The sequence below is a fragment of the Pseudomonas sp. HLMP genome (genome assembly GCF_046365545.1).
GTDB classification, from domain to species: Bacteria; Pseudomonadota; Gammaproteobacteria; order Pseudomonadales; family Pseudomonadaceae; genus Aquipseudomonas; species Aquipseudomonas guariconensis_B.
The window spans coordinates 3630740-3657589 of sequence record NZ_JBDLLR010000001.1; the positions used below are offsets into that span (position 1 = coordinate 3630740).

Genomic DNA, 26850 nt, shown 5'->3' on the forward strand with positions numbered 1-26850 from the left:
TAGAATCGGCGATAGGGTCAAGAGCGACGCTTACAACCCCTCCAACTCCGCCATCAGGTCACTGAGCCGGTCGACCTTGTCATCGTCCAGCGCACTGTCCTGCAGCCCGCGCACGTACTCGGCCAACGCCTCCACCGTGCTGCACTCGAACATCGCCCGCAGCGGTACGTTCAACTGCAACTGCTTCTGCACCCGCGAGGCGATCTGAGTCGCCAGCAGGGAGTGGCCGCCCAGTTCGAAGAAGTTGTCGCGCACGCCAACCCGCTCGGCCTTGAGTACGTCCGCCCAGATACCAGCCAGGGTCTGCTCCAGCTCGTCGCGCGGCGCCAGGTAGTCCTGGCTGTGCTGGCCGCCGATGTCGATGGCTGGCAGGGCCTTGCGGTCGAGCTTGCCGTTGGCGTTGTGCGGCAGGCCGTCCAGCCAGGCCCAGTGCAGCGGCACCATGTAGTCCGGCAGCTCGGCCCGCAAGCGTAGCTTGACCCGCTCCAGCAACGCGGCATCGGCGCTTATGCCCTGGTGAGCCACCAGGTAGCCGACCAGGTGCTTGCCATTGACGCCCTCCTGCACGCCCACAGCAGCATCGCGGATCTCGGCCTGCTCATGCAGGCGGGCCTCGATCTCGCCCAGCTCGATGCGGTAGCCGCGGATCTTCACCTGGTGGTCGATGCGGCCGACGTATTCGAGCACACCGTCCGCACGGCGCCGTGCCAGGTCGCCGGTGCGGTACAGGCGCTCACCCGGAGCCCCATAGGGATGCGGTATGAAGGCCTGGGCAGTACGCACCGGGTCACCGACGTAACCGCGGCCGACACCGGTACCGGCGACGCACAGCTCGCCCACCGCCCCCAGCGGCACCAGCGCCTGGTCCTCGCCAAGCAGGTACAGGCGGTTGTTGTCGGTCGGCGTGCCGATCGGCAAGTAGCTGCCACGGGTCGACGCGGCGTCGACGCGGAAGAACGCCACGTCGTCCGAACACTCTGCCGGCCCATAGGCGTTGACCAGGCCGATCTCGGCGTAGCGCTGCAGCCACTGGGCCGCCAGCTCCGGCGGCATGGCCTCGCCGGTCGGCAGCATCCAACGCAGGCGGTCCAGGGGCTGGTGCTCGTTGGCCAGCATGCCCTGGATCAGCGACGGCACGCTTTCCAGCACGCTGATACCGGTGGCCTGCACATGGGCCAGCAAGCCCTGCGGGTCGTGGGCGATGGCGTTCGGCACGATGTTCACCTGGGCACCGAACAACGGCGCGGCGAGGAACTGCCAGACCGAAATGTCGAAGCTCTGCGAGGCGGTCTGGGCGATCACGTCCTGCTCGTCCAGTTGCAGGTAGGGCACCTTGCTCAACTGGTTGTTGAGCATGCCGCGCTGTTCGACCATCACCCCCTTGGGCAAGCCAGTGGAGCCGGAGGTGTAGATCACATAAGCCAGGTTGTCCGGCGCGCTGTGGATGCCGGGGTTGTGGCTGGCCACATCGCTGGCCTGGACCGCCTCCCACAGCAGCAGCTTCGGCCGTGCCGCGCCGCCCAGCTCGTCCAGCAACTGGCGCGCCTGTTCGGCACAGGCCGCCGTGCACACCAGCACTGGCGTGCGGCTCAGCTCGACGATACGTTGCAGGCGCGCCGAGGGCAGGCCCGGGTCCAGCGGCAGGTAGCCAGCGCCGGCCTTGAAGCTGCCGACGATCATGCCCAGCAACGGCAGGCCACGCTCGGCCAGCAGCGCCACGGGCTGGTCGATGGCCACGCCCGCCGCGACCAGGGCATGGCCCAGGCGGTTGGCCGCCAGGTTCAGCCCGGCATAGTCATAGGCCGCCTCCAGGCAACGGGCGACGACACGCTCGGGATGGGCGGCGACCCGCGCCTCGAACAGCGCCACATAGCTCTGCTCCAGGCTGTAGGCGTGCTCGGTGCGATTGCAGTCTTCCAGCAGGAAGCGCTGCTCGTCCGCGCCCAGCAGCGGCAGCTCGGCCACCTCCCCTTCGAAACCTTGCACCAGCGCCAGCAACAGGCGCTTGAACTCGGCCAGCAGGCGTTCGACGGTCGGGTAGTCGAAGTAGCGCTGGTCGAACGACAGGTGCAGGCCCAGGTCGTCGCCCGGGTAGCACACCGCGGTCAACGGGAAGTTGGTGTGGGTACGGCCCGAATCGGAGCTGGCATTGAGGTGCTGCGCATGATCCAGCACCGCCGTTTCCACCGGTGCATTCTCGAACACGAACAGGCTGTCGAACAGCGGCTGGCCCTTGGGCAGCTCGCTGCACTCCTGGATCGCCACCAGCGGCAGGTACTCGTATTCGCGCAGCTCCATGTTGCGCTCCAGCAGGCCCTGCAGCCACTGGCGCACGCTGAGCCGCTGGCCTGGCTCGGGCAACTGCACGCGCAAGGCGATGCTGTTGATGAACAGGCCGACCGTGCGCTGCATCTGCGGCAAGCTGACCGGGCGCCCGGCCACGGTGACGCCGAAGACCACGTCGCGCTCGCCGCTGTAGCGCGCCAGCACCAGGGCCCAGGCCGCCTGGGCGAAGGTGTTGACGGTCAGTTGGTGGGCTTGGGCCAGCTCGCGCAGGCGCACCCCGTCCTTGACCTCCAGGCGGGTGTAGCAGTCACCGACGATCATGCCGTCACCGGCATGCTCATGACGCAGTGGGCGGTCGCTCGGGATGGCCGTGGCGCGCTCGAAACCGGCCAGGTTGTCTTGCCACCACTGGCGTGCTTCGTCCAGATCCTGGCGTTGCAGCCAGCCGATGTAGTCGCGGTAGCGCGGCGGCACCGGCAGTTGGGCCTGGCGACCCTCGCCAAGGGCCTGGTAGATCTCGAAGAAGTCGTTCATCAGCAGCGAGCGGCACCAGGCATCGATGAGGATGTGGTGGTTGCTCATCATGAACCAGTAGCGCTCATCGTCGACGCGCACCAGGCGCAGGTGGAACGGTGCCTCGCGCAGCAGCTCGAAGCCGGCCTCGCGCTCCTGCTTGTGCAAATCTTGCAGGCGCTCTTCCTGGACCGCCTCGTCGAGGCCGCGCCAGTCCTGGTAGTCCACCGGTGTCTTGCCGGGCTTGTGGATGATCTGCAGCATCGCCTCGCCGGCGTTCCAGCTGAACGATGCGCGCAGGGCCTCGTGGCGCGCCACCACGGCCTGCCAGGCCTGGGCGAAGCGCTCGGGGTCGACGGCACTGTTGATGCGATAGCGGTCCTGCATGTAGTAGATGCCGGTGCCTGGCTCGAGCAGGGTGTGCAGCAGCAAGCCCTCCTGCATCGGCGTGAGCGGGTAGACGTCCTCGATCTCGGCGGCCGGTACCGGCAGGCTGTCGATCTGCTCCTGGGTCAGTTGCGCCAGGGGGAAGTCCGAGGGCGTGAAGCTGCCGTTGCCCTCGCCCAGGCAGTGCTCGACCAGGGCCAGCAGTTCCTGGCGATAGGCCTCGGCCAGCTCGGCGATGGTGCGCTCCTCGTAGCGCTCGGCGCTGAAGGTCCAGCGCAGTTGCAACGCGCCGCCATACACCTGGCCATCGACGCTCAGCCAGTTGGGCAGCGGTGCGTCCTGGTCGTGGGCCAGGCCTGTCGGTGCATCCAGCGGCTGGAACAGCGCCTTGGCATCGAACTGCTGGTCGAACTGGCCCAGGTAGTTGAAGGTGATCCGCGCCTGGGGCAACGCCGCCATGCGTTCACGGCTGGCGTCGTCGGCCAGGTAGCGCAGCACGCCGTAGCCGATGCCCTTGTGCGGCACCTGGCGCAGTTGCTCCTTGATGCGCTTGATCGAGCTGGCACGGGCAACGTCGCCCTCGCCCGCTGCCGGGCTCAGGCTCAGCGGGTAGGCATTGGTGAACCAGCCGACGCTGCGGGTCAGGTCGATGTCCTCGAACAGCCCGTCGCGGCCATGCCCCTCCAGTTGCACCAGCACCGCATCGTCACCGCTCCAGCGGCACAGGGCGCGGGCCAGGGCGGTGAGCAGCAGGTCGTTGACCTGGGTGTGGTAAGCCGCCGGCGCCTGTTGCAGCAGTTGCCGGGTCTGCTCCACATCGAGTTCGATGGCCAGGGTACGGGCATGGCGATGCAGGTTGCCACCCTGGGGATGGTCGCACGGCAGCTCGTGACGGGCATTGCCCAGTTGGCCGACCCACCAGCCCAGCTCGTCGCGCAGCGAGTCGCTGCCGGCATAGCTGGCCAGGCGCGCGGCCCAGTCGCCCATGGCGTGGGTCTTGGCTGCCAGTCGCTCGCCACGGTAGAGCGCCTGCAGGTCTTCCAGCAGCACGCGCCAGGACACACCATCGACCACCAGGTGGTGGATCGCCAGCAGCAGGCGCTGCCCACCCTGCCCGTCGCTGACCAGCAAGGCACGCAACAGCGGGCCCCGGTCAAGGTCCAGGCTGCGCTGCACGTCGGTGTAGAGCGCCTGGCAGTCGTCGAAATCGGCCACGGTGGCGGTCCACAGCAGCGCTTGCGTCGCCGCTTGGGCATAGTCGGCCTGCCACTGCCCATTGGCCTGGGTGAAGCGCAGGCGCAGGCTGTCGTGATGCTCCAGCAACGCCGCCAGGGCACGCTCCAGGGCATCGGCCTGCAACGGCTGGCGAGCCTCCAGCAGAACCGCCTGGTTCCAGTGCTGGGGCTGGCTCATGGCGCTGTCGAAGAACCAATGCTGGATCGGCGTCAGCGCAGTGCGCCCCTGGCGCGGGCCCTGCTCGATGCTGCTCGGCGCCGAGCCACTGCGCACCACCGCCGCCAGTGTCTGGATGGTCTGGTGCTGGAACAGGTCGCGCGGGGTGAATTGCAGCCCCAACTGACGCGCACGGCTGACCACCTGGATCGACAGGATCGAATCACCGCCCAGTTCGAAGAAGTTGTCCTGCACACCGACCCGCGACACGTTGAGCACCTCGCGCCAGATCTGCGCCAACTGCTGCTCCAGCTCGTTGGCCGGCGCCTGGTAGTGCTGGCGCGCCTGCTCCAGGTCGGGCGCCGGCAGGGCGCGGCGGTCGAGCTTGCCGTTGCCCATCAGGGGCAGGCTATCGAGCAGCACCAGGTGCGCCGGCACCATGTAGTCCGGCAGGTGCTGACGAGCATGGGCCTTGACCGTCTCGCGCAGGGCCGCCTGGGCCTCGCCGTCGGCCTGGGCCTGGGCACAGACCAGGTAACCCACCAGTTGCCGGCCGCCTGGCAGGTCGAGGGCCAGGACCACCGCCTCGTCGACGTCGGCATGGGCCTGCAGGCGACTCTCGATCTCGCCCAGCTCGATGCGAAAGCCTCGGATCTTCACCTGCTGGTCGGCACGGCCGACGTACTCCACCAGGCCGTCGGCGCGCAGGCGCACCAGGTCGCCGGTGCGGTACAGGCGACCGCCATCCTGGCTGAACGGGTCGGCGACGAAGCGCTCGGCAGACAACCCCGGTCGATCGTGGTAGCCCTGGGCCAGGCCTGCACCGCCGACGTACAGCTCACCGACGCCACCCTGGGGCAGCAGCGCCAGGTCTTCGTCGAGCACATAGGCGGTGCGTGCCCCGATCACCCGACCGATCGGCACGCTGCCGGCGTCGGCGGGAATCTGCTCGGGCGCCAGGCAGGCCAGCGGCATGACCACGGTCTCGGTGGGGCCGTAGGCGTTGAAGAACTGTTGCGGGGCAAAGGCCTGGCGGATGCGCTGCAGGTGCTCGCCGGTCAGCGCCTCGCCGCCGGTGATGACCAGCCGCACCGGCAACTGCTCGCCACGCCCGGCCAGGTACTGAGCCAGCTGGCTGCCATAGCTGGGGGTGAAGCCCAGCACGCTCACCTGTTGCTCGCGCACCAGTTGGCAGATTTCCTCGGCGCCCCACTGGCCCTGGCCACGCAGCACCACCCGAGCACCGCACAGCAGCGGCACCAGCAGGCGTTCGCTGGCGGCATCGAAGTTGATCGAATAGAAATGCAGCTCGCAGTCGTCGCTGCGCATGCCGAAGGCGGCGATCACCGCCTGGCAGTGCATGGCGATCTCGCCATGGCTGACCACCACGCCCTTGGGCTTGCCAGTCGAGCCGGAGGTGTAGATCAGGTAGGCCTGGTGCTGCGGCAGGTTGAGGTTGTCCAGCGGCGCATCGCTGTAGGCCGCAAGCGTCGCCGCATCGTCCTCCAGGCTCCAGTGGGCGACACCTGCGGGCAGCTCGCCCAATGCCGCGAGCAGCGCGCGCTGCCCCAGCAGCAGGCCGATGCGGCTGTCCTCGATCATGTAGCGCAGGCGGTCGAGCGGGTACTCCGGGTCCAGCGGCACGTAGGCGCCACCGGCCTTGAGGATGGCCAGCAGGCCGACCACCATCTCCAGCGAGCGCTCCAGGGCCAGGCCGACCCGGACCTGCGGGCCGACACCACGCTCGCGCAGGGCTCGGGCCAGGCGGTTGGCCTGCTGGTCCAGCTCGGCGTAGGTCAGGTGCTGGCCGGCGAAGGTCAAGGCTCGGGCCTGCGGGGTGCTGGCCGCCTGGGCGGCGAACAGGCCATGCACGGTGTGGTTCAGCTCGAAGTCATGCTCGCCCTGCAACTGGCCGATCAGCACCTGCTGCTCGGCGCTGCTGAGCATCGGCAGTTCGCACAGGCGCTGCTGCGGGTCGTCGAGCAGCGCTACCAGCAGTTGCTGCCAATGCTCGGCCAGGCGGGCGATGCGCGGCTCGTCGAACAGGTCGCGGCTATAGGTCAGGCAGCAGCCCAGGCGGCCGTCCAGGTCGGTGACTTCCAGGTAGAGGTCGAACTTGGTGGCGCTGGCGTCGTTGACCAGGTAGTCCACCTGCATGCCGGCCAGTTCGCGGCTCTGCTGGAAGGCCCAGCGCTGGACGTTGCACATCACCTGGAACAGTGGGTTGTAGGCGCTGCTGCGCGGCGGCTGCAGGGCTTCGACCAGTTGGTCGAACGGCAGGTCCTGGTGCGACTGCCCCTCGACCACGGTGTGGCGCACCTGCTCGAGCAGTTCGGCGGCGCTCATTTGCCCGTCCAGCGCGCAGCGCAGCACCTGGGTATTGAGGAAGGCACCGATCAGCCCTTCGCTCTCCGGGCGGATGCGGTTGGCCACCGGCGCGCCGATGCGCAGGTCGCGCTGACCGCTGTAGCGGTGCAGCAGCAGGGCCAAGGTGGCGGTGACGGTCATGAACAGGGTCAGGCCACGCTCGCTGTTGAAGGCCCGCACCCGCGCCGCCAGTGCCGGGTCGAGGTCGAAGCGGTACAACTCTCCACGGTGGCTCTGCACGGCGGGGCGCGGACGGTCCGAGGGCAACGCCAGGACCGGGTGCTCGTCGCCCAGGCGGGCTTTCCAGTAGGCCAGCTGGCGCTCCCCTTCCCCGCCCTCCAGCCACTGGCGCTGCCATACGCTGTAGTCCAGGTACTGCACCGGCAGCGGCGCCAAGGGCGATTCGCGCTCGTCGACGAAGGCCTCGTACAGCTCGCCCAACTCGCGGGCGAAAATGTCCATGGCCCAGCCTTCGGTGACGATGTGGTGCAGGGTCAGGACGAAGTAGTGCTCGCGCTCGTCGGCCTTGACCAGGCAGGCGCGCAGCAGCGGGCCGCGCTCCAGGTCGAACGGCTGGTGCGCCTGTTCGTCGGCCAGTTGCTGCAGGCGTTGCTCGCGCACCTTGGCCGGCTCGGCGCTGAAGTCATGCCAGGCCAGGTGCAGCGGGCTATCGTTGGCCACGCACTGGTACGGCACCCCGTCGATGCTCGGGAAGGTGGTGCGCAGAGTCTCGTGGCGTACCACCAACGCCTGCAGGGCGCGCTCGAAGGCATCCACGTGCAGCACCCCACGCAGGCGTGCCATGCCGCCGACGTTGTAGGCAGGGCTGTCCGGCTCCATCTGCCAGAGGAACCACATGCGCTGCTGCGAATAGGACAGCGGCACCGCCTGGCGTCGGTCGACCCGGGCGATCTCGCCTTGCAGGTTGCGCTCGCCCGCCTCGCGGATGCGCGCGATCTCGGCGCAGAAGGCGCCCAGTTCGCTGGCCTCGAACAGCGCCTTGAGCGGCAGCTCCACGTCCAGCGCCTGGCGGCTGCGCGAGACGATCTGGGTGGCCAGCAGCGAATGGCCGCCGAGGGCGAAGAAGTCGTCCTGCAGGCCGACCTGTGGCAGGTTCAGCACCTCGCGCCAGATCGCCGCGACCTGCTGCTGCAACTCGCTTTGCGGCGCGATGTGCTCGCGCTGCTGCCAGACCGGGGCCGGCAGCGCCTTGCGATCGACCTTGCCGCTCGGCCCCAGGGGCATGCAGGTCAGGTGGATCAGTTGCGCCGGCACCATGTAGGCCGGCAGGCGTTCGGCCAGGGCCGCGAGCAACGCTGTATCCTGCTCGACGCCGCTGTAGTAGCCGACCAGCTGGGCGCCAAACGCGTCCTTGTGGATCAGCACCAGCGCCTGCTCGACGCCCGGCTGGGCCAGCAGGCAGGCCTGCACTTCTTCAGGTTCGACACGAAAACCTCGCACCTTCACCTGCTGGTCGAGGCGCCCCAGGTATTCCAGGGCCCCGGCCTGGACCAGCCAGCGAGCACGGTCGCCGCTGCGGTACAGGCGCTGGCCGTTGCCGTCGGGCTGGGGCACGAAGCGTTCGGCGGTCAGCCCCGGGCGGCCCAGGTAGCCACGGGCCAGGCCCGCGCCGCCCAGGCACAGCTCGCCCGGCACGCCTGGCGCGGTCGGCTGCAGGTCGTCGTCCAGTACCCGACACAGCACGTTGCCCAGCGGGCGCCCGATCGGCGAGCGTTCGCCGTCCTCGGTGCGGCAGTGCCAGTGGGTGACGTTGATCGCGGTTTCGGTCGGGCCATAGCGGTTGTGCAGTTGCACCTGTGGCAGCAGTTGCAGGGTCCGGTCACGCAAGGCAGCCGACAGCGCCTCGCCACCGGAGAACAGCCGGCGCAGGCTGGTGCAGCCCGCCGCCAGGGGTTCCTGGACGAACACCTGCAACAGCGGCGGCACGAAATGCAGCGTGGTCACCCCATGCGCCTGCACCAACTGGGCGATGCGCTGGGGGTCGCGGTGCTCGCCGGGGCCGGCCAGCACCAGACGGCAGCCGCTCACTAGCGGCCAGAAGCATTCCCACACCGAGACGTCGAAGCTGATCGGCGCCTTTTGCATCAGCACGTCGCTGTCGTCCAGCGCATAGGTAGCCTGCATCCATTGCAGGCGCTCGGCCAGCGCCGCATGGGTGTTGCCCACACCCTTGGGCTGGCCGGTGGAGCCGGAGGTGTAGATCACATAGGCGAGGTTGTCGCCGTCCAGGTGCAGGCCGGGCGCATGGCTCGGCCAGCTGTCGAGGTGCAACTGGTCGAGAGCGATGGCGCTGACGCCCTGCACCTGGGGCAGGCGGCCGAGCAGCGCGCTGTGGCTGAGCAGCAGGCTGGCGCCGCAGTCGCCGAGCATGTAGGCCAGGCGTTCGGCCGGGTAGTCGACGTCCAGCGGCACATAGGCACCACCGGCCTTGAGGATGGCCAGCAGGCCCACCAGCAACTGCGGCGAGCGCTCGACGGCGATGGCCACGCAGGTGTCCGGGCCGACGCCCTTGTCGCGCAGGTAGTGGGCCAGGCGGTTGGCCTGCAGGTGCAGGGTGGCGTAGTCGAGGCTACCACCCTCCCACACCAGTGCGGTGCGCTCCGGGGTTTGCCGCGCTTGCTCATTGAGCTGCTCGACCAGCAGCCGTTGGGCCGCTGGCGCTGGGGCCTGGCCCCAGGCCTGCAATTGGGCGCGGCCGTGTTCATCGAGCAGTTGTACCTCGCCCAGGGCCAGTTGCGGCTGCTCGCAGACCTGCTCGAGCAGCGCCAGCAGGTGGCCGGCCAGGCGCTGGATGGTGTCGGCCTCGAACAGCTCGGCCGCATAGTCGAAGGCCAGGCTCAGGCGCCCCTGGTGATCCTCCTCGCTGTGCAGCTGCAGGTCGAACTTGGCCTCGCGGCTGTGCCAGGGCAACTCCTCGGCGAGCAGGCCGGGCAGGCGGCGCAGGGCCGAGAGGTTGCGTTGCTGGTGGTTGAACATGACCTGGAACAGGCCCTGCTCGCGGGCCTGCGGCAGCGCCTCGAGCAGTTGCTCGAACGGCAGGTCCTGGTGGGCCTGGGCGTCGAGGGTGGCCTGGCGCACCTGAGCCAGCAACTGCTGGAACGGCGTACGGCCATCGAGTTCGGCGCGCAGCACCTGGGTGTTGATGAAGAAGCCGACCATCCCCTGGGTCTCCAGGCGCGGACGGTTGGCATTGGGCACGCCGACACGGATGTCACCCTGCCCGGTGTAGCGGTGCAGCAGGCCCTGCCAGGCGGCCAGCAGGACCATGAACAGGCTGGCCTGCTGCTCGCGGGCCAGGCCCTTGATGGCCTCGCCCAGCTTGGCGGGCACCTTCACGCCCAGGCGCGCGGCGCGCTTGCCACGCTGGCCGGCGCGGGGGTGGTCGGTGCACAGGTCGAGCACCGGCAGGTCATCGCCCAGCCGGGCTTTCCAGTACGCCAATTGCCGCGCGGCCTCGCCGTCGGCCAGCCACTGGCGCTGCCACTGGCCATAGTCGGCGTAGCCCAGGGGCAGTGGCGCCAGGTCGGCCTGCTGGCCCTGGGCGGCATACAGCCGGGCGAACTCGTCGAGCAGGATGTTCAGCGACCAGCCGTCGGCGACGATGTGGTGCAGGGTCACCCACAGCTGGTGCTCCTCGTCGCCCAGGCGTGCCAGGGTCACCCGCAGCAACGGCCCCTGGGTCAGGTCGAACGGCTGCCGGGCCTGGGCTTCACGCTGCGCGGCGACCTGGGCGCCATCCTGCCCCTGCAAGTCGATCCGCTGCAGCTCGAATGCGAGCGTGGGCAGGATGTGTTGCAGGGCCTGGCCGTCGACCTCGCTGAAGACGGTGCGCAGCGATTCATGGCGTGCCACCAGCGCCTGGAAGCTGGCTTGCAGCGCTGCCTCGTCCAGCTCGCCACGCAAGTGCAGGCCGGCGGGGATGTTGTAGGCCGCCGATTGCGGCTCCAGTTGCCACAGCAACCACAAGCGGTTCTGGGCCAGGGATTGCGGCAACGCCTGGCCACGCGCCAGGGTATCGATGGCGCGAGCGCCGCCAGTGCCCTGGGCGAGTATGCCAGCCACGGCGGCACTGTAGTCGGCCAGGAGCGGCGCTTCGAACAAGGTGCGCAGGCCCAGCTCGATGCCCAGCTCGTCGGCCAGCCGCGCCGTCACCTGGGTGGCGGCGATGGAGTTGCCGCCCAGCAGCAGGAAATGATCGTCCGCGGCCACCGACTCGACACCGAGCAGCTCGCGCCAGATCGCGGCGATACGTGCCTGCAAGTCATCGCCTGCTAGCTGCGGGGTGGCCTGTTCCTCGGCTGCGGGGAAGCGCGCGTAGCAGTCCAGGCTGCCGTCGTTCATGCGCAGGCGGCAGGCCGAGCGCTGCAGCTTGCCGCTGGAGGTCTTGGGCAGCGCGCCGGGGTTGAGCAGCAGGACCACTGCCGGTGCCTGGCGGCAGGCGTCGGCGATGACCTGGCGCAAGGTCTTGATGAGGTCCTGGGGCTTGACCGCCTTCTGCACGTTGCGGCTGATCTCCACCGCCACGCCGATGCCCTCCTCGCCCTGGTCGTCGACGGCGAACACCGCCACACGGCCCTTGCGCAGCACATCGACCTCACGTTCGAGGGTCTTCTCCAGGTCCTGCGGGTAGAGGTTCTGGCCACGGACGATGAGCATGTCCTTCAGCCGCCCGCTGACGAACAGTTCGCCGTCGCGCAAAAAGCCCAGGTCGCCGGTGCGCAGCCAGGTCTGGCCGTCTTTCTCGACGAAGGTACGCGCGCTGGCCTCGGGGTTGCGCCAGTAGCCCAGGGCGATGCTCGGGCCGGCGGCCCAGATCTCGCCGACCTGGTTGTCAGCCAGCGTCTCCAGGCGCTGCGGATCGACGACCTGCACCGCATGGCCCGGCTGGGCATAGCCGCAGCTCATCAGCACGCTGCCCTGGCCGGTTTCGGCGCGGTTGGCGGCGAAGGCCTCGGCATCCAGCTCCAGCGCGGCGATACCCTGGCCACGGCGGCTGCCGCTGACGAACAGGGTGGCTTCGGCCAGGCCGTAGCTGGCGAAGAAACTCTGCGGGTCGAAGCCGCAGGCCTGGAACTTGTCGGCGAAGGTTTGCAGGCTGTCCTGGCGGATCGGTTCGGAGCCGGAGTAAGCCACGCGCCAGTGGCTCAGGTCGAGGCCGGCCAGGGCCGCCTCGCTGACCCGTTCGCTGCACAGGCGGTAGGCGAAGTCCGGCCCGCCGCTGATGGTGCCGCGGTATTCGCTGATCGCCTGCAGCCAACGCAGCGGCCGGGCGAGGAAGTAGCCCGGCGACATCAGCACGCAGGGCACGCCACTGAAGATCGGTTGCAGCAGGCCGCCGATCAGGCCCATGTCGTGGTACAGCGGCAACCAGCTGACGATGACGTCGTCCGGGTTCAGGTCGATGCCGAAGCCATGGCGGATCAGTTGCTCGTTGGCCACCAGGTTGCCATGGCTGACCTGCACGCCCTTGGGCAGCGCGGTGGAGCCGGAGGTGTACTGCAGGAAGGCGATATCGTCGCCCGCCAGGGCCGGCTCGCGCCAGCCTTCGGCCAGCGCCGGGTCCAGGCGATCCACCGCCAGCAGGCTCGGCGCCTGCGCCGTGGCCAGGGCATCGAGGCCCTGCAAACTGTCACGTAGCGCTTCTACTGTCAGCAGCAGACGGGGTTCGGCGTCGTCGATGATCGACAGCAGGCGCTCCTGATGGTGACGCCGCGACGACTCCGGCGGATAGGCCGGCACGGCGATGACACCGGCATAGAGGCAACCGAAGAACGCGGCGACGTAGTCCGGGCCACTGGGGAACAGCAGCACCGCGCGATCGCCGAAGCCGGCACGGGCCTGCAAGGCGGCGGCGATGGTACGCGCGCGCAGGTCCAGGTCCCGGTAGCTGAGCACGGCCTGTTCGCTGGGGTCGTCGGCCAGAAAGCGCAAGGCGACCCGGTCCGGGGTCTGCGTGGCGCGTTGCGCCAGGGCCTGGACCAGCGAGTGCGGGAGTTCGAAGGCGTCCGTCATGGGGAGTTCCTGCCAGTGTCTGGGTGAGTCGTGCCTGGGCGGCGCCGCACGAGTCGGCGGGCAGCGTTCGGCAGCTGGGTACACAGGGGAACGGATGGGCGGGGGAAATAATTAAACGCCCGGGTGATTCGCAGCCGCGCCAACACCGGCCCTTGCTCGACGACGAATGGCACAAGGCGTGAACGGGTTCACGCGACGGCGCTTTAGAACCGATACGAATAGATACTCATTAACTTTCGTATTTGACAATCATTATCATTCTGAATAGCTTGTCGCACGTCGTAGGTAGCCACCCTCCCGGCGCGCTGCCTTCCCCTCAGAGAACAAGGTGACTTCCATGGCGGAACAATTGTCCACAAGTAGGTGCGATTCACCGTTACTCCAAGCGTTCGTCGACAACCGCAGCATCCTGGTCAAGATCGCCGCGCGCATCACCGGTTGCCGCTCACGCGCCGAGGATGTGGTGCAGGATGCGTTCTTCCGGCTCAGCGCCGCGCCACAGATCACGTCGTCGTTCAAGGCCCAGCTCAGCTACCTGTTCCAGATCGTGCGCAACCTGGCCATCGACCACTACCGCAAGCAGGCCATGGAGCTGAAGTACTCCGGCAGCGAGGAGGAAGGCCTCAATATCGTCATCCAGAACGCCTCGCCGGAAGCCACCCATATCAACCTCGCCACCCTCGAACACATCGCCGACGCCCTCACCGAACTGCCCCAGCGCACCCGTTATGCCTTCGAGATGTACCGCCTGCACGGCGTGCCACAGAAGGACATCGCCAAGGAGCTGGGCGTCTCGCCGACGCTGGTCAACTTCATGATCCGCGACGCGCTGATCCACTGCCGCAAGACCGCCAGCCGCCAGGAGTAACGGCAGCGGCGAGCCTCAAGCTACGAGCAGCAAGCAGCAAGCGCACACCAGCCCGCTCTTCGCTTGCCGCTTGCCGCTTGGAGCCGCTAGACGAGCCTGCAGCGGTCGAAAAAGCGCTCCCGCCCGAGAATCATCAGCGCTGCCCGCTTGTGCGGGAAATCGAACTCCTTCTCGCAATGGAAGCACTGGTCGTGCATGTAGCCGATCATCTTGCCGTTGTCGGCCCGCGGCTCGGCCACCACCCGCTGGGTGCGCGGGTCATCGAGGAACAGGTAGTGCACCAGCGCCGACAGCCAGCTAGCGACCTTGTGCGGGCCGCGATGGGCCTCCTCCCCCACCAGCATGTGGATGCCACGGTCGTAGTCATCGGCCGGGTAGAAGGGTGCGATGCGGTCTTCCTTGGCCCAGTAGGCCTCGAAGTAGGCGAACGGCTCATCGTCGAAACAACCGATCAGGGTCAGGGCATGCGGGTCGGCCTCGAGCTTGGCCAGGTACTCGCGATGCTGCTCGAGCGTGCCGCCTTCCTGCCAGAACTGCAGCACCCGCGGGTTGTTCTGCCAGCGGTTGAAACGCGCCAGGTCCTGCTCGATCTCCAGGGTGCGCAGCGACACCCAGGCGCCCAGGCGCGCATCGAAGCGCCGGTACACCTCGCCACGCGGCTTGGGTGCCCGACGTGGATGGCGCTTGCCGTTGCTGATCTGCATCTGCTGCGGATAGACGCCCGAACCATTATCGCCCAGCCAAGGCTGCGGTAATTGCCAGAACAGGGTGCGCTCGCACAGGTACACCCCCGGCTGTTCGCCCGCCAGCAACAGGCCACTGGCCACGGCCTGGGGGACCGGCTCAGGCAGATGCCAGGCCAGGCGCTGGCAGGCCGGATCGCGCGACAGCAGCCAGTAGCAGGCGGCCCACAGCGCCTGCTCGGCGCGCTCCGGGCAGAGGGATTCCAGGTGCACGTGGAGGGGGTTCGCAGGTACCAGGCGGATCTGGATCAGCGGGCGTCCTTCGAGTGTCAGGCTCAGCCGGCAATCGCCCTCGTCGGCGCTGAGGCTGCGCCAACGCGGCAGGGAGAGAGGCTGCGAAGCGGCATCGAACGGCATGGTCATGGCTCACGGAAAAGGTAGGGAAAGACTCATTCCTGTAGACGTGACCAGCGCCCTGGGATTTAGTCACCCGACGTGGCCTGGACGCCAATCCGGTAGGGCTTGAAGATGCGCAGCAGCTCGCCATTGTCGCGCAGGCGCTGCAACAGCGCGGCGAAGGTTTCGCCCGAGAGGGGCGCACCCGGGCGCAGCAAGGCATAGTGGTGGTAGATCTGGTCGACCCGCTCGGAGGCCATCAGGTGGCCGCGGCTGGCGGGGTTGCGCACCAGGAAGTCGTTATAGAAGGAGCGCGTCACCAGGGCGATGTCGGCGCGCCCGCGCTGGACCATGAACAGGTTGCTGTCGTGGGAGTAGGTCAGGGTCGCGTTGTAGGTCTCGCTCAGGTAGCGCGGGTCGGGATTGAAGCCGGCGAAGGCGTAGTGGTAGCCGTTGAACAGCGCCAGGCGCTTGCCCTGCAGGTCATCGAAATACCCCTGGTCGCGCCCCGGCTGCTGGCGCGCGACGAAGATCTCGGCATCCTCCAGGCCCAGGTCCACGGCCTCATGGGGAATCTGCTGCCAACCCCATTGTGGGTTCTCGAAGATCGCCATGTCGGTGCGCCCTTGCTGGAAATCGCCAAAACGCCGGGGAATCGAGGTGGGCACGAGCACGAAGTGGTAATCCTGCTGCAGGCGGTTGAGCGCCTCGACCAGTTGCGCCAGCAGGCCGCGCTCGGCGCCCTGCTCCGGGCGCACGGTATAGGGCGGGAAATGCGCCGCGCCGACCCTCACCTCCAGCGCGTCGCCAGCCTGGGCCGGGGTGGCCAGCCACAACGCGGCAACCATCAACAAGGAAGACAGGGCCTTGCGGCCGGACGCAGGAGTCAAGGGAGACACTCATCACGGTTTGTGACCTGGATCCATTTAAGCTAGGCGCTTTCCCGCCGGGGCACAACCGATGGCCATAGCAAAATAACAGCATTGTGCCAGGGGATGTCGGCAGGCCGGAGATTGGCTACGCTTCACTGGCCTGTCGGGTCGAGGCCGACCCTGCAGGCCTCTGCATCTTGCAAGGGAGCCTGGTATGGGCCATTGGTTGGTGATCGACCTGGAGGCCACCACCGACGACGGTGGCTGGCCGGTCACGGAGATGGAAATCATTGAAATCGGCGCAAGCCTGGTCACCCGCGAAGGCCGCGAGGTCGACCATTTCCAGCGTTTCGTGCGGCCCAGGCGACGGCGGCAGTTGACGCCGTTCTGCCGCGAACTGACGCATATCAGCCAGGCCGATGTCGACGGCGCCGCGGTTTTCCCCGAGGTGTGGGCACAGTTCGAGCGCTGGCTCGGCCATCACCGCGGGCACCTGCAGGCCTGGGTCAGCTGGGGCGACTACGATCGCCAGCAGTTGTGCCAGGAATGGCAGCAGCATCAGGTGCAGAGCCTGCTGCAAGCCCTGCCCCACATCAACCTCAAGCAACGCTTCGCCAAGGCCCGCCACCTGCAGCGGCCTGCCGGCCTCAACGGCGCGCTGCAGCTGGCGGGCCTGCAGTTCTGCGGGCAGCAGCACCGCGCCCTGGAAGATGCCCGCAATACCGCACGGCTGTTGCCCTTGAGCCTGCCCGCCAACGGCCCCTGAAAGCAGATGACGGCGCCGGGGGCCTTGGGCATACTGGCCAGCCTTTTTTCATTCCTTCTTTCAGGAGTCGCCCATGTTCAAGGTCAACGAGTACTTCGATGGCACCGTCAAGTCGATCGCCTTCACTGGCCAGGAAGGTCCGGCCACCGTCGGCGTCATGGCCCCGGGCGAATATGAATTCGGCACCGCCAAGCGCGAGATCATGCATGTGGTTTCCGGTGCCCTGACCGTCAAGCTGCCGGGCAGCGACAACTGGGAAACCTTCAAGGCCGGCAGCCAGTTCAATGTGCCGGCCGACAGCAAGTTCCAGCTGAAGGTGGCGGTGGATACGGCCTACCTGTGCGAGTACCGCGACTGAGGCGTTCGATTTTTCAGGGCGGCGCAATCGAGCCCTGGGGCCAGCCTCTAGCGGCCCGTTGGATGTAACAGATGCTGGGGCTGCTTCGCAGCCCCAATTGATAGGCTAGTTCCCCCCCGCCAGGAACCCGGCCACCCGCTGCGCCGCCGCCTGCAGATGCCCTTCATGGGTCGCCCCCGAGGCCTTCAGCGGCTTGAGGTCATGATCGGCCGCCGCCAGCCAGCACACCTCGATCGACGGCGATAACACATACCCTTGCACCCGCTCCCGGTTACCCAGGGCATCGCGCTCGCCCTGGACGATCAGCGTGCGCGTACGCAACCCCGCCAGGTGCTCGACCCGGGGCTTCTCGGGCTTGCCCACGGCATGGAACGGATAGCCCAGGCACACCAGGGCATCGGCCCCCAGTTCGTCGGCCAGCAGGCTGGCCATGCGCCCGCCCATGGACTTGCCGCCAATGGCCACCGGCCCCGCGACCAATAGTCGCACCTGGCGGTACACCTCGCGCCAGCAGTCGAGCAGCACCTTCTGCGGATTGGGCGGCCGCTTGCCGCCGCCCTGGCGCCGCTGGGCCATGTAGGGAAACTCGAAGCGCACCACGCCTACCCCTTGCGCCGCCAGCCTTTGCGCCATGTCCTGCATGAAATCGCTGTCCATCGGCGCCCCCGCGCCATGGGCCAGGACCAGGCAGCCAGCATAGCCCTGGTCCCCCCGGATGCGTGGGGGATCGCAGCGCAAGCCTGGGACATTTCCCACTTGCGCCCATTGATCCCCGTCAATACCGGCCATTTGCCCATTACTCATGCTTGCCTCGCTGTCTAGCCTGCCTATAACCGTGGATGGGAACCCATACATGAACACAACCAGCAGTACCGCCTACAACTACAAGGTGGTCCGCCAATTCGCCATCATGACGGTGGTGTGGGGAATCGTCGGGATGGGGCTCGGCGTTTTCATCGCCGCGCAACTCGTCTGGCCTTCCCTGAACTTCGACCTTCCCTGGACCAGCTTCGGTCGCCTGCGCCCGCTGCATACCAATGCGGTGATCTTCGCCTTCGGCGGTTGCGCCCTGTTCGCCACCTCCTATTATTCGGTGCAACGCACCTGCCAGACCACCCTGTTCGCACCGGGCCTGGCCGCGTTCACCTTCTGGGGCTGGCAACTGGTGATCCTGCTGGCGGCGATCAGCCTGCCGCTGGGCTACACCAGCTCCAAGGAATACGCCGAACTGGAATGGCCGATCGACATCCTGATCACCATCGTCTGGGTCTGCTACGCCATCGTGTTCTTCGGCACGCTGATGAAACGCAACACCAAGCACATCTATGTGGGCAACTGGTTCTTCGGCGGCTTCATCCTCACCGTGGCGATGCTGCACATCGTCAACAACCTGGAACTGCCGGTCAGCCTGACCAAGTCGTACTCGGTCTACGCCGGTGCCACCGACGCCATGGTCCAGTGGTGGTACGGCCACAACGCCGTGGGCTTCTTCCTGACTGCGGGCTTCCTGGGGATGATGTACTACTACGTGCCCAAGCAGGCCGAGCGCCCGGTGTATTCCTACCGGCTGTCGATCGTCCACTTCTGGGCGCTGATCACCCTGTACATCTGGGCCGGCCCGCACCACCTGCACTACACCGCCCTGCCCGACTGGGCCCAGTCGCTGGGCATGATCATGTCGCTGATCCTCCTGGCACCGAGCTGGGGCGGCATGATCAACGGCATGATGACCCTCTCCGGTGCCTGGCACAAACTGCGTAGCGATCCGATCCTGCGCTTTCTGGTGGTGTCCCTGGCGTTCTACGGCATGTCCACCTTCGAAGGCCCGATGATGGCCATCAAGACGGTCAACGCCCTGTCCCACTACACCGACTGGACCATCGGCCACGTGCATGCCGGTGCCCTCGGCTGGGTGGCGATGATCTCCATCGGCGCGCTGTACCACACCATCCCGAAAGTGTTCGGCAAGGAGCGCATGTACAGCATCGGCCTGATCAACGCGCACTTCTGGCTGGCGACCATCGGCACCGTGCTGTACATCGCCTCGATGTGGGTCAACGGCATCGCCCAGGGCTTGATGTGGCGCGCGGTCAATGCCGACGGCACGCTCACCTACTCCTTCGTCGAGACCCTGGTGGCCAGCCACCCTGGCTTCATCGTGCGCTTCGTCGGTGGCGCGATCTTCCTCAGCGGCATGCTGCTGATGGCCTGGAACACCTGGCGCACCGTGCGTGCCCCGGCCGCCGAGGCCGCCCCTGCGACCGCCCAGCTGGCCTGAGGAGACAAGCCTGATGAAACACGAAGTCATCGAGAAAAACGTAGGCCTGCTGGCCCTGCTGATGGTCTTCGCCGTCAGTATCGGCGGCCTGACCCAGATCGTCCCGCTGTTCTTCCAGGACGTCACCAACAAGCCGGTCGAAGGCATGAAGCCCTACACCGCCCTGCAGCTCGAAGGCCGCGACATCTACATCCGCGAAGGCTGCGTCGGTTGCCACTCGCAGATGATCCGCCCGTTCCGCGCCGAGACCGAGCGCTACGGCCACTACTCGGTGGCCGGCGAGAGCGTCTGGGACCACCCCTTCCTCTGGGGCTCCAAGCGCACCGGCCCGGACCTGGCCCGCGTCGGCGGCCGCTACTCCGACGACTGGCACCGCGCGCACCTGTACAACCCGCGCAACGTGGTACCGGAATCGAAGATGCCGTCCTACCCGTGGCTGGTCGCCCAGCAGGTCGACAACAGCCACACCGACACCAAGATGCGCACCCTGCGCACCCTGGGCGTGCCCTACACCGACGAGGACATCGCCGGCGCCCGCGACGCGGTCAAGGGCAAGACCGAGATGGACGCCCTGGTGGCCTACCTGCAGGTGCTGGGCACCGCGATCAAGAACAAGAGGTAAGCGATGGAACTGTCACTGGACATCGGCCTGATCCGTGGCCTGGGCACCCTGGTGGTGATGATCGCCTTCCTGGGCCTGTGCCTCTGGGTATTCAACCGTCGCCGCGACCGTGATTTCGCCGAAGCGCGCCTGCTGCCCTTCGTCGACGACCGCCTGCCCCCTGCTGGGCAGGAACCTGCCATGAGGAATAACCGGCAATGACCACCTTCTGGAGTACCTACATCAGCGTACTGACCATCGGCAGCCTGATCGGCCTGACCTGGCTGCTGCTCGCCACGCGCAAGGGCCAGAGCCACAACACCACCGACCAGACCATGGGCCACAGCTTCGACGGCATCGAGGAGTACGACAACCCGCTGCCCAAGTGGTGGTTCTGGCTGTTCGTCGGCACCCTGGCCTTCGGCGTGGGCTACCTGATCCTCTACCCGGGCCTGGGCAACTGGAAAGGCATCCTGCCGGGTTACGAGAACGGCTGGACCCAGGTCAACGAGTGGCAGAAGGAAATGGACAAGGCCGATGCACGCTTTGGCCCGATCTTCGCCAAGTACGCCGCCATGCCGGTGGAGGAAGTGGCCAAGGACCCGCAGGCGCTGAAGATGGGCAGCCGCCTGTTCGCCTCCAACTGCTCGGTGTGCCATGGCTCCGATGCCAAGGGCGCCTACGGCTTCCCCAACCTGACCGACAAGGACTGGCGCTGGGGCGGCGAGCCGGAGACCATCAAGGCCTCGATCATGGATGGCCGCCACGGCGTGATGCCGGCCTGGGCCGAGGTGATCGGCGAACAGGGCGTGGCCGACGTCGCCGCCTTTATCCTGACCAACCTGGACGGTCGCAGCCTGCCCGAGGGGGTCAAGGCCGATGCCGCCAAGGGCCAGGAGATCTTCGCCGCCAACTGCGTAGCCTGCCACGGCCCCGAGGGCAAGGGCACCCCGGCCATGGGCGCACCTGACCTGACCCATCCGCAGGCGTTCATCTACGGTTCGAGCTTCGCCCAACTGCAACAGACCATCCGCTACGGTCGCCAGGGCCAGATGCCGGCCCAGCGCGACATCCAGGGCAACGACAAGGTCCACCTGCTGGCGGCCTATGTGTACAGCCTGTCGCAAGATGAAGCGGGCGACAACCTGACTGCCCGTTGATCTTTCGGGGCCGCAGTGCGGCCCCAACTCCCCGCCATACCTCCCTTCCTTGCACCCCCTCTGAACGGAACTAAGCTTGTTTGCCTAAGAGAGGCTTCGCTCGCAGCGACCGAAGCAGACGCGGTGCATGGCCTGACACCGCGCAACGACTTCGACATCGCTCGCCCATAGCGTCGGGAGGGGAGCCTTGCCTGCCCACTCTGAAAAAAAGCTTGACCGATCGATCAGAAAAAGGCGAAAAACGGTACACATTACAAACATTTATTTGTGTACAATCATCCAGCCCCCAAACCGCGGGACGGTGGTGGAAAGGGCCTGGACACGGGTCGGCGAGAGGTCTTGCGTTGCGATAACCCTGGTGGTTACCGATACTGGCGCCGATTTTCCAACCAACAAGAACACCCAAACCGTGGAACCTTAGCAATGAGCACTGCAATCAGTCCGACTGCTTATAACTATAAGGTCGTCCGCCAGTTCGCCATCATGACGGTGGTCTGGGGGATCCTTGGCATGGGGCTAGGCGTGTACATCGCCTCGCAACTGGTATGGCCCGAGCTGAACCTGGACCTGCCATGGACGAGCTTCGGCCGCCTTCGCCCGCTGCACACCAACCTGGTGATCTTCGCCTTCGGAGGTTGCGCGCTGTTCGCCACCTCCTACTACGTCGTGCAGCGCACCTGCCAGACCCGGCTGATCTCCGATGGCATGGCCGCCTTCAGCTTCTGGGGCTGGCAAGCGGTCATCGTCGGCGCGCTGATCACCCTGCCGATGGGCTACACCACCACCAAGGAGTACGCCGAGCTCGAGTGGCCGTTGGCGATCCTCCTGGCCATCGTCTGGGTCACCTACGCCCTGGTGTTCTTCGGCACCATCGTCAAGCGCAAGACCAAGCACATCTACGTCGGCAACTGGTTCTACGGTGGCTTCATCGTGGTCACGGCGATGCTGCACATCGTCAACCACATCTCCCTGCCGGTCAGCCTGTTCAAGTCGTACTCGGCCTATGCCGGGGCCACCGACGCCATGATCCAGTGGTGGTACGGCCACAACGCCGTGGGCTTCTTCCTGACCACGGGCTTCCTGGGGATGATGTACTACTTCGTGCCCAAGCAGGCCGAACGCCCGATCTACTCCTATCGCCTGTCGATCGTCCACTTCTGGGCGCTGATCACCCTGTACATCTGGGCCGGCCCGCACCACCTGCACTACACCGCCCTGCCCGACTGGGCCCAGTCGCTGGGCATGGTGATGTCGATCATCCTCCTGGCACCGAGCTGGGGCGGCATGATCAACGGCATGATGACCCTCTCCGGGGCCTGGCACAAACTGCGCACCGACCCGATCCTGCGCTTTCTGGTGGTGTCCCTGGCGTTCTACGGCATGTCCACCTTCGAAGGCCCGATGATGGCCATCAAGACAGTCAACTCGCTGTCGCACTACACCGACTGGACCATCGGCCACGTGCATGCCGGCGCCCTCGGCTGGGTGGCGATGATCTCCATCGGCTCGCTGTACCACCTTATCCCGAAGGTCTATGGCCGCGAACAGATGCACAGCGTGGGTCTGATCAACGCGCACTTCTGGCTGGCGACCATCGGCACCGTGCTGTACATCGCCTCGATGTGGGTCAACGGCATCACCCAGGGCCTGATGTGGCGCGCCATCAACGACGACGGCACGCTCACCTACTCCTTCGTCGAAGCCCTGCAGGCCAGCCACCCGGGCTACATCGTCCGCGCCCTGGGCGGTGCGTTCTTCGCCTCCGGCATGTTGCTGATGGCCTACAACGTCTACCGCACCGTACGCGCCTCGAAGCCGGCCGACGCTGAAGAAGCCGCCAAGATCGTCGTCGTGGGAGCTCACTGATGAAGCATGAAGCAGTCGAGAAGAACATCGGCCTGTTGGCCTTCTTCATGGTCATCGCCGTCAGCATCGGCGGCCTGACCCAGATCGTCCCGCTGTTCTTCCAGGACGTCACCAACAAACCGGTCGAAGGCATGAAGCCGCGCACCGCACTGGAGCTCGAAGGGCGCGACATCTACATCCGCGAGGGCTGCGTCGGCTGCCACTCGCAGATGATCCGCCCGTTCCGTGCCGAGACCGAGCGCTACGGCCACTACTCGGTGGCCGGCGAGAGCGTCTGGGACCACCCCTTCCTCTGGGGCTCCAAGCGCACCGGCCCGGACCTGGCCCGCGTCGGCGGCCGCTACTCCGACGACTGGCACCGCGCGCACCTGTACAACCCGCGCAACGTGGTACCGGAATCGAAGATGCCGTCCTACCCGTGGCTGGTCGAGAACACGCTCGATGGCAAGGACACCGCGAAAAAGATGGAGGTGCTGCGCACCCTGGGCGTGCCCTACACCGACGAGGACATCGCCGGCGCCCGCGACGCGGTCAAGGGCAAGACCGAGATGGACGCCATCGTGGCGTACCTGCAAGGCCTGGGCACCATCATCAAGAGCAAACGGTGACGCTGATGGATATCGGGATGATTCGTGGCCTGGGCACCGTCGTGGTGATGGTGGCCTTCGTGGGCCTGGCGCTGTGGGTGTTCAACCCACGGCGCAAGAAGGAATTCGACGAGGCGACCCGGTTGCCCTTCGCCGACGACCCCGAGGCCAGCAAGCACGTCGAGCAAGCGCAAGCGAAAGCTTCTAGGAGCAAAGAACAATGACAACCTTCTGGAGTCTGTACGTCACCGTCCTGACCCTGGGCACCATCTTCGCCTTGACCTGGCTGCTGCTGTCGACCCGCAAGGGCCAGCGCGAAGAGGTCACCGACGAGACCGTCGGCCATGCCTTCGACGGTATCGAGGAGTACGATAACCCCTTGCCGAAATGGTGGTTCTGGCTGTTCGTCGGCACCATCGTGTTCGCCCTGGGTTACCTGGTGCTGTACCCGGGCCTGGGCAACTGGAAAGGCATCCTGCCCGGCTACCAGTACCTGGATAACGAGAAGAAGACCGAGTTCTCCAACGGCCAGCCCGGCTGGACCGGCGTGCACGAGTGGGAAAAGGAGATGGCCAAGGCCGACGCCCGCTTCGGCCCGATCTTCGCCAAGTACGCCGCCATGCCCATCGAGGACGTGGCCAAGGACCCGCAAGCGCTGAAGATGGGCAGCCGCCTGTTCGCCTCCAACTGCTCGGTGTGCCACGGCTCCGATGCCCGTGGCTCCTACGGCTTCCCCAACCTCACCGACAACGACTGGCGTTGGGGCGGCGAGCCGGAGACCATCAAGGCCTCGATCATGAACGGTCGCCACGGCGTGATGCCGGCCTGGGCCGAGGTGATCGGCGAACAGGGCGTGGCCGACGTCGCCGCCTTCGTCCTGACCAATCTGGACGGTCGTAGCCTGCCCGAAGGGATCAAGGCCGATGCCGCCAAGGGCAAGGAGATCTTCGCCGCCAACTGCGTGGCCTGCCACGGCCCCGAAGGCAAGGGTACCCCGGCCATGGGCGCGCCTGACCTGACCCACCCGCAGGCGTTCATCTACGGCTCAAGCTTCGCCCAGTTGCAGCAGACCATCCGCTACGGCCGCCAGGGCCAGATGCCGGCACAGGCCGAGTTGCAGGGCAACGACAAGGTCCACCTGCTGGCAGCCTATGTCTACAGCCTGTCGCACCAGCAGCAGTCGGAAACCGCCAAGGCCGAGTGAGCCCATCCATGGCCCTGCCATCGCTGGCAGGGCCATGCTCCCCCAGGTTACGGCGCAACGCCGGACATTTCGCCTCCCGCCATGACCTGGATCAATTGACAGCCGCCATAACACGATTCAAACCACCAACCCAATGCGACTAAAGGTCGCAACGCGCTCCCAGCCTGCCAGCAGCGGCGTATCATGGGCCGCAGAGCGCTAGCAGAATGCGTACGACCGCGGCCGGCACGTACTGGCCGCGGCACTTCTCCACTGCCGTGGGACTTGATGATGAGCAAGCAGATTCCGGTACATGACGTCACCCCGCCTGCCAAGAAGGGAAAGGACTCCGTCGACCTCTACGCCTCCCGGGAAAAGATCTACACCCGCGCCTTCACCGGCGTGTTCCGCCGGCTGCGAATGGTCGGCGGGGCGTTCCTGTTCCTGCTGTACTTCGGTACCGTGTGGCTGAACTGGGGCGGGCACCAGGCCGTCTGGTGGAACCTGCCCGAGCGCAAGTTCTACATCTTCGGCGCCACCATCTGGCCCCAGGACTTCATCCTGCTCTCGGGCATCCTCATCGTCTCTGCCTTCGGCCTGTTCTTCATCACCGTGTTCGCCGGCCGGGTCTGGTGCGGCTACACCTGCCCGCAGAGCGTCTGGACCTGGATCTTCATGTGGTGCGAGAAGGTCACCGAGGGCGACCGCAACCAGCGCATGAAGCTGGACAAGGCGCCGATGAGCGCCAACAAGTTCCTGCGCAAGGCGGCCAAGCACAGCCTGTGGCTATTGATCGGCTTCGTCACCGGCATGACCTTCGTCGGCTACTTCTCGCCGATCCGCGAGCTGGTCATCGAGTTCTTCACCGGGCAAGCCGATGGCTGGGCCTATTTCTGGGTGGCGTTCTTCACCCTCGCCACCTACGGCAACGCCGGCTGGCTGCGCGAGCAGGTGTGCGTGTACATGTGCCCCTACGCGCGCTTCCAGAGCGTGATGTTCGACAAGGACACCCTGATCGTCTCCTACGACCCGCGCCGCGGCGAGACCCGCGGCCCGCGCAAGAAGGACATGGACTACAAGGCCAAGGGCCTGGGCGACTGCATCGACTGCACCATGTGCGTGCAGGTCTGCCCCACCGGCATCGACATCCGCGATGGTCTGCAGATCGAGTGCATCGGCTGCGCTGCCTGCATCGACGCCTGCGACAGCATCATGGAGAAGATGAACTATCCCAAGGGCCTGATCAGCTACACCACCGAGCACAACCTCTCCGGGCAGAAGACCCACATGCTGCGCCCACGGCTGATCGGCTACGCCCTGGTGCTGCTGCTGATGATCGGTATCCTGGTCACCGCCTTCGCCACCCGTTCGCTGGTCGGTTTCGACGTCAGCAAGGACCGGGTGCTGTACCGCGAGAACGCGCAAGGGCGGATCGAGAACGTCTACAGCCTCAAGGTCATGAACAAGGACCAACGCGACCACGTCTACGTGCTCGACGCCAGCGGCCTGCCAGGCCTGCAGCTCGAGGGGCATCGCGAGATCCGGGTCGCCGCCGGCGATATCGTCAGCCTGCCGGTGCAGTTGTCGGTCGCGCCCGAGCAATTGCCCTCGACCACCAATGAAATCACCTTCATCCTCAAGGACGCCGACGACAGCGCCACCCAGGTTGAAGCCAAGAGCCGCTTCATCGGCCCGCAAATCCGTTGAGAGAGAAGTCGACAATGCCTGCCGCAACCGCCGCCAGCCCGTGGTACAAGCACCTCTGGCCCTGGATCATCATCGGCATCCTCGCCACCTCGGTGTGCCTGAGCCTGACGATGGTCAGCATCGCCGTGAACAACCCGGACAACCTGGTCAACGACAACTACTACGAGGCCGGCAAGGGCATCAACCGCTCGCTGGACCGCGAGCTGCTGGCCCAGGACCTCAAGCTCAAGGCCAGCGTGCACCTGGACGAGCTGACTGGCGAGGTGGACGTGCGCCTGACCGGCAATAGCGATCCGCAAGCCCTGGAACTGAACCTGATCTCACCGACCCAGCCGGACAAGGACCGCAAGGTCGAGCTGGCCCGCAGCGAGCCGGGCCGCTATGTCGGCCAGCTGGACGACCGGGTCGAGGGGCGGCGCTTCGTCGAGCTGCTGGGCAGCCAGGACGGGCAGGTATGGCGATTGTTCGAGGAGGAGAAGGTCGCCCACGGCGTCACCCTGGAGCTGGGCGACGAGGCCTTGCAAGGGGCCGAGCATCACGAATGACT

General features: G+C 66.6%; 17 protein-coding genes. 13 read left to right on the forward strand and 4 right to left on the reverse strand.

Features of this window, described 5'->3' with window-relative positions; all coding sequences use genetic code 11:
- Positions 1–30: 30 nt before the first annotated feature.
- Positions 31–12978, reverse strand: a complete 12948-nt coding sequence (locus tag ABFA30_RS16695; protein ID WP_410045694.1) for a non-ribosomal peptide synthetase — start codon at positions 12976–12978, stop codon at positions 31–33.
- A gap of 337 nt (positions 12979–13315) precedes the next feature.
- Between ABFA30_RS16695 and ABFA30_RS16700 the strand changes: the two genes are divergently transcribed.
- Positions 13316–13846 (forward strand): RNA polymerase factor sigma-70, encoded by a 531-nt coding sequence (locus tag ABFA30_RS16700; RefSeq protein ID WP_225789872.1) that lies wholly within the window; start codon positions 13316–13318, stop codon positions 13844–13846.
- 86 nt (positions 13847–13932) lie between these two features.
- On the opposite strand, the gene ABFA30_RS16705 is transcribed toward ABFA30_RS16700, so the two are convergent.
- Positions 13933–14946 carry a GNAT family N-acetyltransferase gene (locus tag ABFA30_RS16705; protein WP_410045695.1) on the reverse strand — a complete coding sequence of 338 codons (1014 nt, stop codon included), beginning with the start codon at positions 14944–14946 and terminating at the stop codon, positions 13933–13935.
- Positions 14947–15011: 65 nt separating this feature from the next.
- A complete protein-coding gene (locus tag ABFA30_RS16710; protein WP_225789874.1) occupies positions 15012–15815 on the reverse strand; it encodes a substrate-binding periplasmic protein in 804 nt (267 codons plus the stop codon).
- 196 nt (positions 15816–16011) lie between these two features.
- On the opposite strand from ABFA30_RS16710, the gene ABFA30_RS16715 reads away from it, so the two are divergent.
- Positions 16012–16563, forward strand: a complete 552-nt coding sequence (locus ABFA30_RS16715) for an exonuclease domain-containing protein (RefSeq protein ID WP_225789875.1) — start codon at positions 16012–16014, stop codon at positions 16561–16563.
- Positions 16564–16636: 73 nt separating this feature from the next.
- Positions 16637–16921 (forward strand): pyrimidine/purine nucleoside phosphorylase, encoded by a 285-nt coding sequence (locus tag ABFA30_RS16720; protein ID WP_225789876.1) that lies wholly within the window; start codon positions 16637–16639, stop codon positions 16919–16921.
- A 105-nt stretch (positions 16922–17026) separates the two neighbouring features.
- Here the strand turns inward: ABFA30_RS16720 and ABFA30_RS16725 are convergent, their stop codons facing one another.
- A complete protein-coding gene (locus ABFA30_RS16725; RefSeq protein WP_225789877.1) occupies positions 17027–17725 on the reverse strand; it encodes an alpha/beta fold hydrolase in 699 nt (232 codons plus the stop codon).
- 49 nt (positions 17726–17774) lie between these two features.
- On the opposite strand from ABFA30_RS16725, the gene ccoN (ABFA30_RS16730) reads away from it, so the two are divergent.
- From ccoN (ABFA30_RS16730) to ABFA30_RS16775, 10 genes are all read left to right on the forward strand, one after another.
- On the forward strand, positions 17775–19199 hold the full coding sequence (gene ccoN / locus ABFA30_RS16730) for a cytochrome-c oxidase, cbb3-type subunit I (RefSeq protein ID WP_225789878.1): 1425 nt from the start codon (positions 17775–17777) through the stop codon (positions 19197–19199).
- A gap of 13 nt (positions 19200–19212) precedes the next feature.
- Positions 19213–19821, forward strand: a complete 609-nt coding sequence (gene ccoO, locus ABFA30_RS16735) for a cytochrome-c oxidase, cbb3-type subunit II (RefSeq protein ID WP_023381403.1) — start codon at positions 19213–19215, stop codon at positions 19819–19821.
- A 3-nt stretch (positions 19822–19824) separates the two neighbouring features.
- Positions 19825–20022 carry a cbb3-type cytochrome oxidase subunit 3 gene (locus ABFA30_RS16740; protein WP_410045696.1) on the forward strand — a complete coding sequence of 66 codons (198 nt, stop codon included), beginning with the start codon at positions 19825–19827 and terminating at the stop codon, positions 20020–20022.
- Positions 20019–20960, forward strand: a complete 942-nt coding sequence (gene ccoP / locus ABFA30_RS16745) for a cytochrome-c oxidase, cbb3-type subunit III (protein ID WP_225789879.1) — start codon at positions 20019–20021, stop codon at positions 20958–20960. The genes ABFA30_RS16740 and ccoP (ABFA30_RS16745) overlap by 4 nt, the downstream gene beginning before the upstream one ends.
- Before the next feature lie 423 nt (positions 20961–21383).
- A complete protein-coding gene (gene ccoN, locus ABFA30_RS16750; RefSeq protein WP_225789880.1) occupies positions 21384–22826 on the forward strand; it encodes a cytochrome-c oxidase, cbb3-type subunit I in 1443 nt (480 codons plus the stop codon).
- A complete protein-coding gene (gene ccoO, locus ABFA30_RS16755) occupies positions 22826–23434 on the forward strand; it encodes a cytochrome-c oxidase, cbb3-type subunit II (RefSeq protein ID WP_225789881.1) in 609 nt (202 codons plus the stop codon). Before ccoN (ABFA30_RS16750) ends, ccoO (ABFA30_RS16755) begins: the two co-directional genes overlap by 1 nt.
- Positions 23435–23439: 5 nt before the next feature.
- The gene (locus tag ABFA30_RS16760; RefSeq protein WP_225789882.1) at positions 23440–23637 is read left to right on the forward strand and encodes a cbb3-type cytochrome oxidase subunit 3; all 198 of its coding nucleotides are present in this window, start codon (positions 23440–23442) and stop codon (positions 23635–23637) included.
- The gene (gene ccoP / locus ABFA30_RS16765) at positions 23634–24617 is read left to right on the forward strand and encodes a cytochrome-c oxidase, cbb3-type subunit III (protein ID WP_225789883.1); all 984 of its coding nucleotides are present in this window, start codon (positions 23634–23636) and stop codon (positions 24615–24617) included. Before ABFA30_RS16760 ends, ccoP (ABFA30_RS16765) begins: the two co-directional genes overlap by 4 nt.
- A 270-nt stretch (positions 24618–24887) precedes the next feature.
- Entirely contained in the window at positions 24888–26303 is a 1416-nt protein-coding gene (ccoG, locus tag ABFA30_RS16770; protein WP_225789884.1) for a cytochrome c oxidase accessory protein CcoG, read from the forward strand.
- A gap of 14 nt (positions 26304–26317) precedes the next feature.
- Entirely contained in the window at positions 26318–26848 is a 531-nt protein-coding gene (locus ABFA30_RS16775) for a FixH family protein (RefSeq protein ID WP_225789885.1), read from the forward strand.
- Positions 26849–26850: the final 2 nt, after the last annotated feature.

Coding starts and splice junctions, on each gene's coding strand:
- ccoG (WP_225789884.1), top strand. CDS start 24,888: ATGAGCAAGCAGATTCCGGTACATGACGTCACCCCGCCTGCCAAGAAG.
- ABFA30_RS16715 (WP_225789875.1), top strand. CDS start 16,012: ATGGGCCATTGGTTGGTGATCGACCTGGAGGCCACCACCGACGACGGT.
- ABFA30_RS16775 (WP_225789885.1), top strand. CDS start 26,318: ATGCCTGCCGCAACCGCCGCCAGCCCGTGGTACAAGCACCTCTGGCCC.
- ccoN (WP_225789880.1), top strand. CDS start 21,384: ATGAGCACTGCAATCAGTCCGACTGCTTATAACTATAAGGTCGTCCGC.
- ABFA30_RS16720 (WP_225789876.1), top strand. CDS start 16,637: ATGTTCAAGGTCAACGAGTACTTCGATGGCACCGTCAAGTCGATCGCC.
- ABFA30_RS16705 (WP_410045695.1), bottom strand. CDS start 14,946: ATGCCGTTCGATGCCGCTTCGCAGCCTCTCTCCCTGCCGCGTTGGCGC.
- ccoP (WP_225789879.1), top strand. CDS start 20,019: ATGACCACCTTCTGGAGTACCTACATCAGCGTACTGACCATCGGCAGC.
- ABFA30_RS16725 (WP_225789877.1), bottom strand. CDS start 17,725: ATGAGTAATGGGCAAATGGCCGGTATTGACGGGGATCAATGGGCGCAA.
- ABFA30_RS16695 (WP_410045694.1), bottom strand. CDS start 12,978: ATGACGGACGCCTTCGAACTCCCGCACTCGCTGGTCCAGGCCCTGGCG.
- ccoP (WP_225789883.1), top strand. CDS start 23,634: ATGACAACCTTCTGGAGTCTGTACGTCACCGTCCTGACCCTGGGCACC.
- ABFA30_RS16760 (WP_225789882.1), top strand. CDS start 23,440: ATGGATATCGGGATGATTCGTGGCCTGGGCACCGTCGTGGTGATGGTG.
- ccoO (WP_225789881.1), top strand. CDS start 22,826: ATGAAGCATGAAGCAGTCGAGAAGAACATCGGCCTGTTGGCCTTCTTC.
- ccoN (WP_225789878.1), top strand. CDS start 17,775: ATGAACACAACCAGCAGTACCGCCTACAACTACAAGGTGGTCCGCCAA.
- ABFA30_RS16700 (WP_225789872.1), top strand. CDS start 13,316: ATGGCGGAACAATTGTCCACAAGTAGGTGCGATTCACCGTTACTCCAA.
- ccoO (WP_023381403.1), top strand. CDS start 19,213: ATGAAACACGAAGTCATCGAGAAAAACGTAGGCCTGCTGGCCCTGCTG.
- ABFA30_RS16740 (WP_410045696.1), top strand. CDS start 19,825: ATGGAACTGTCACTGGACATCGGCCTGATCCGTGGCCTGGGCACCCTG.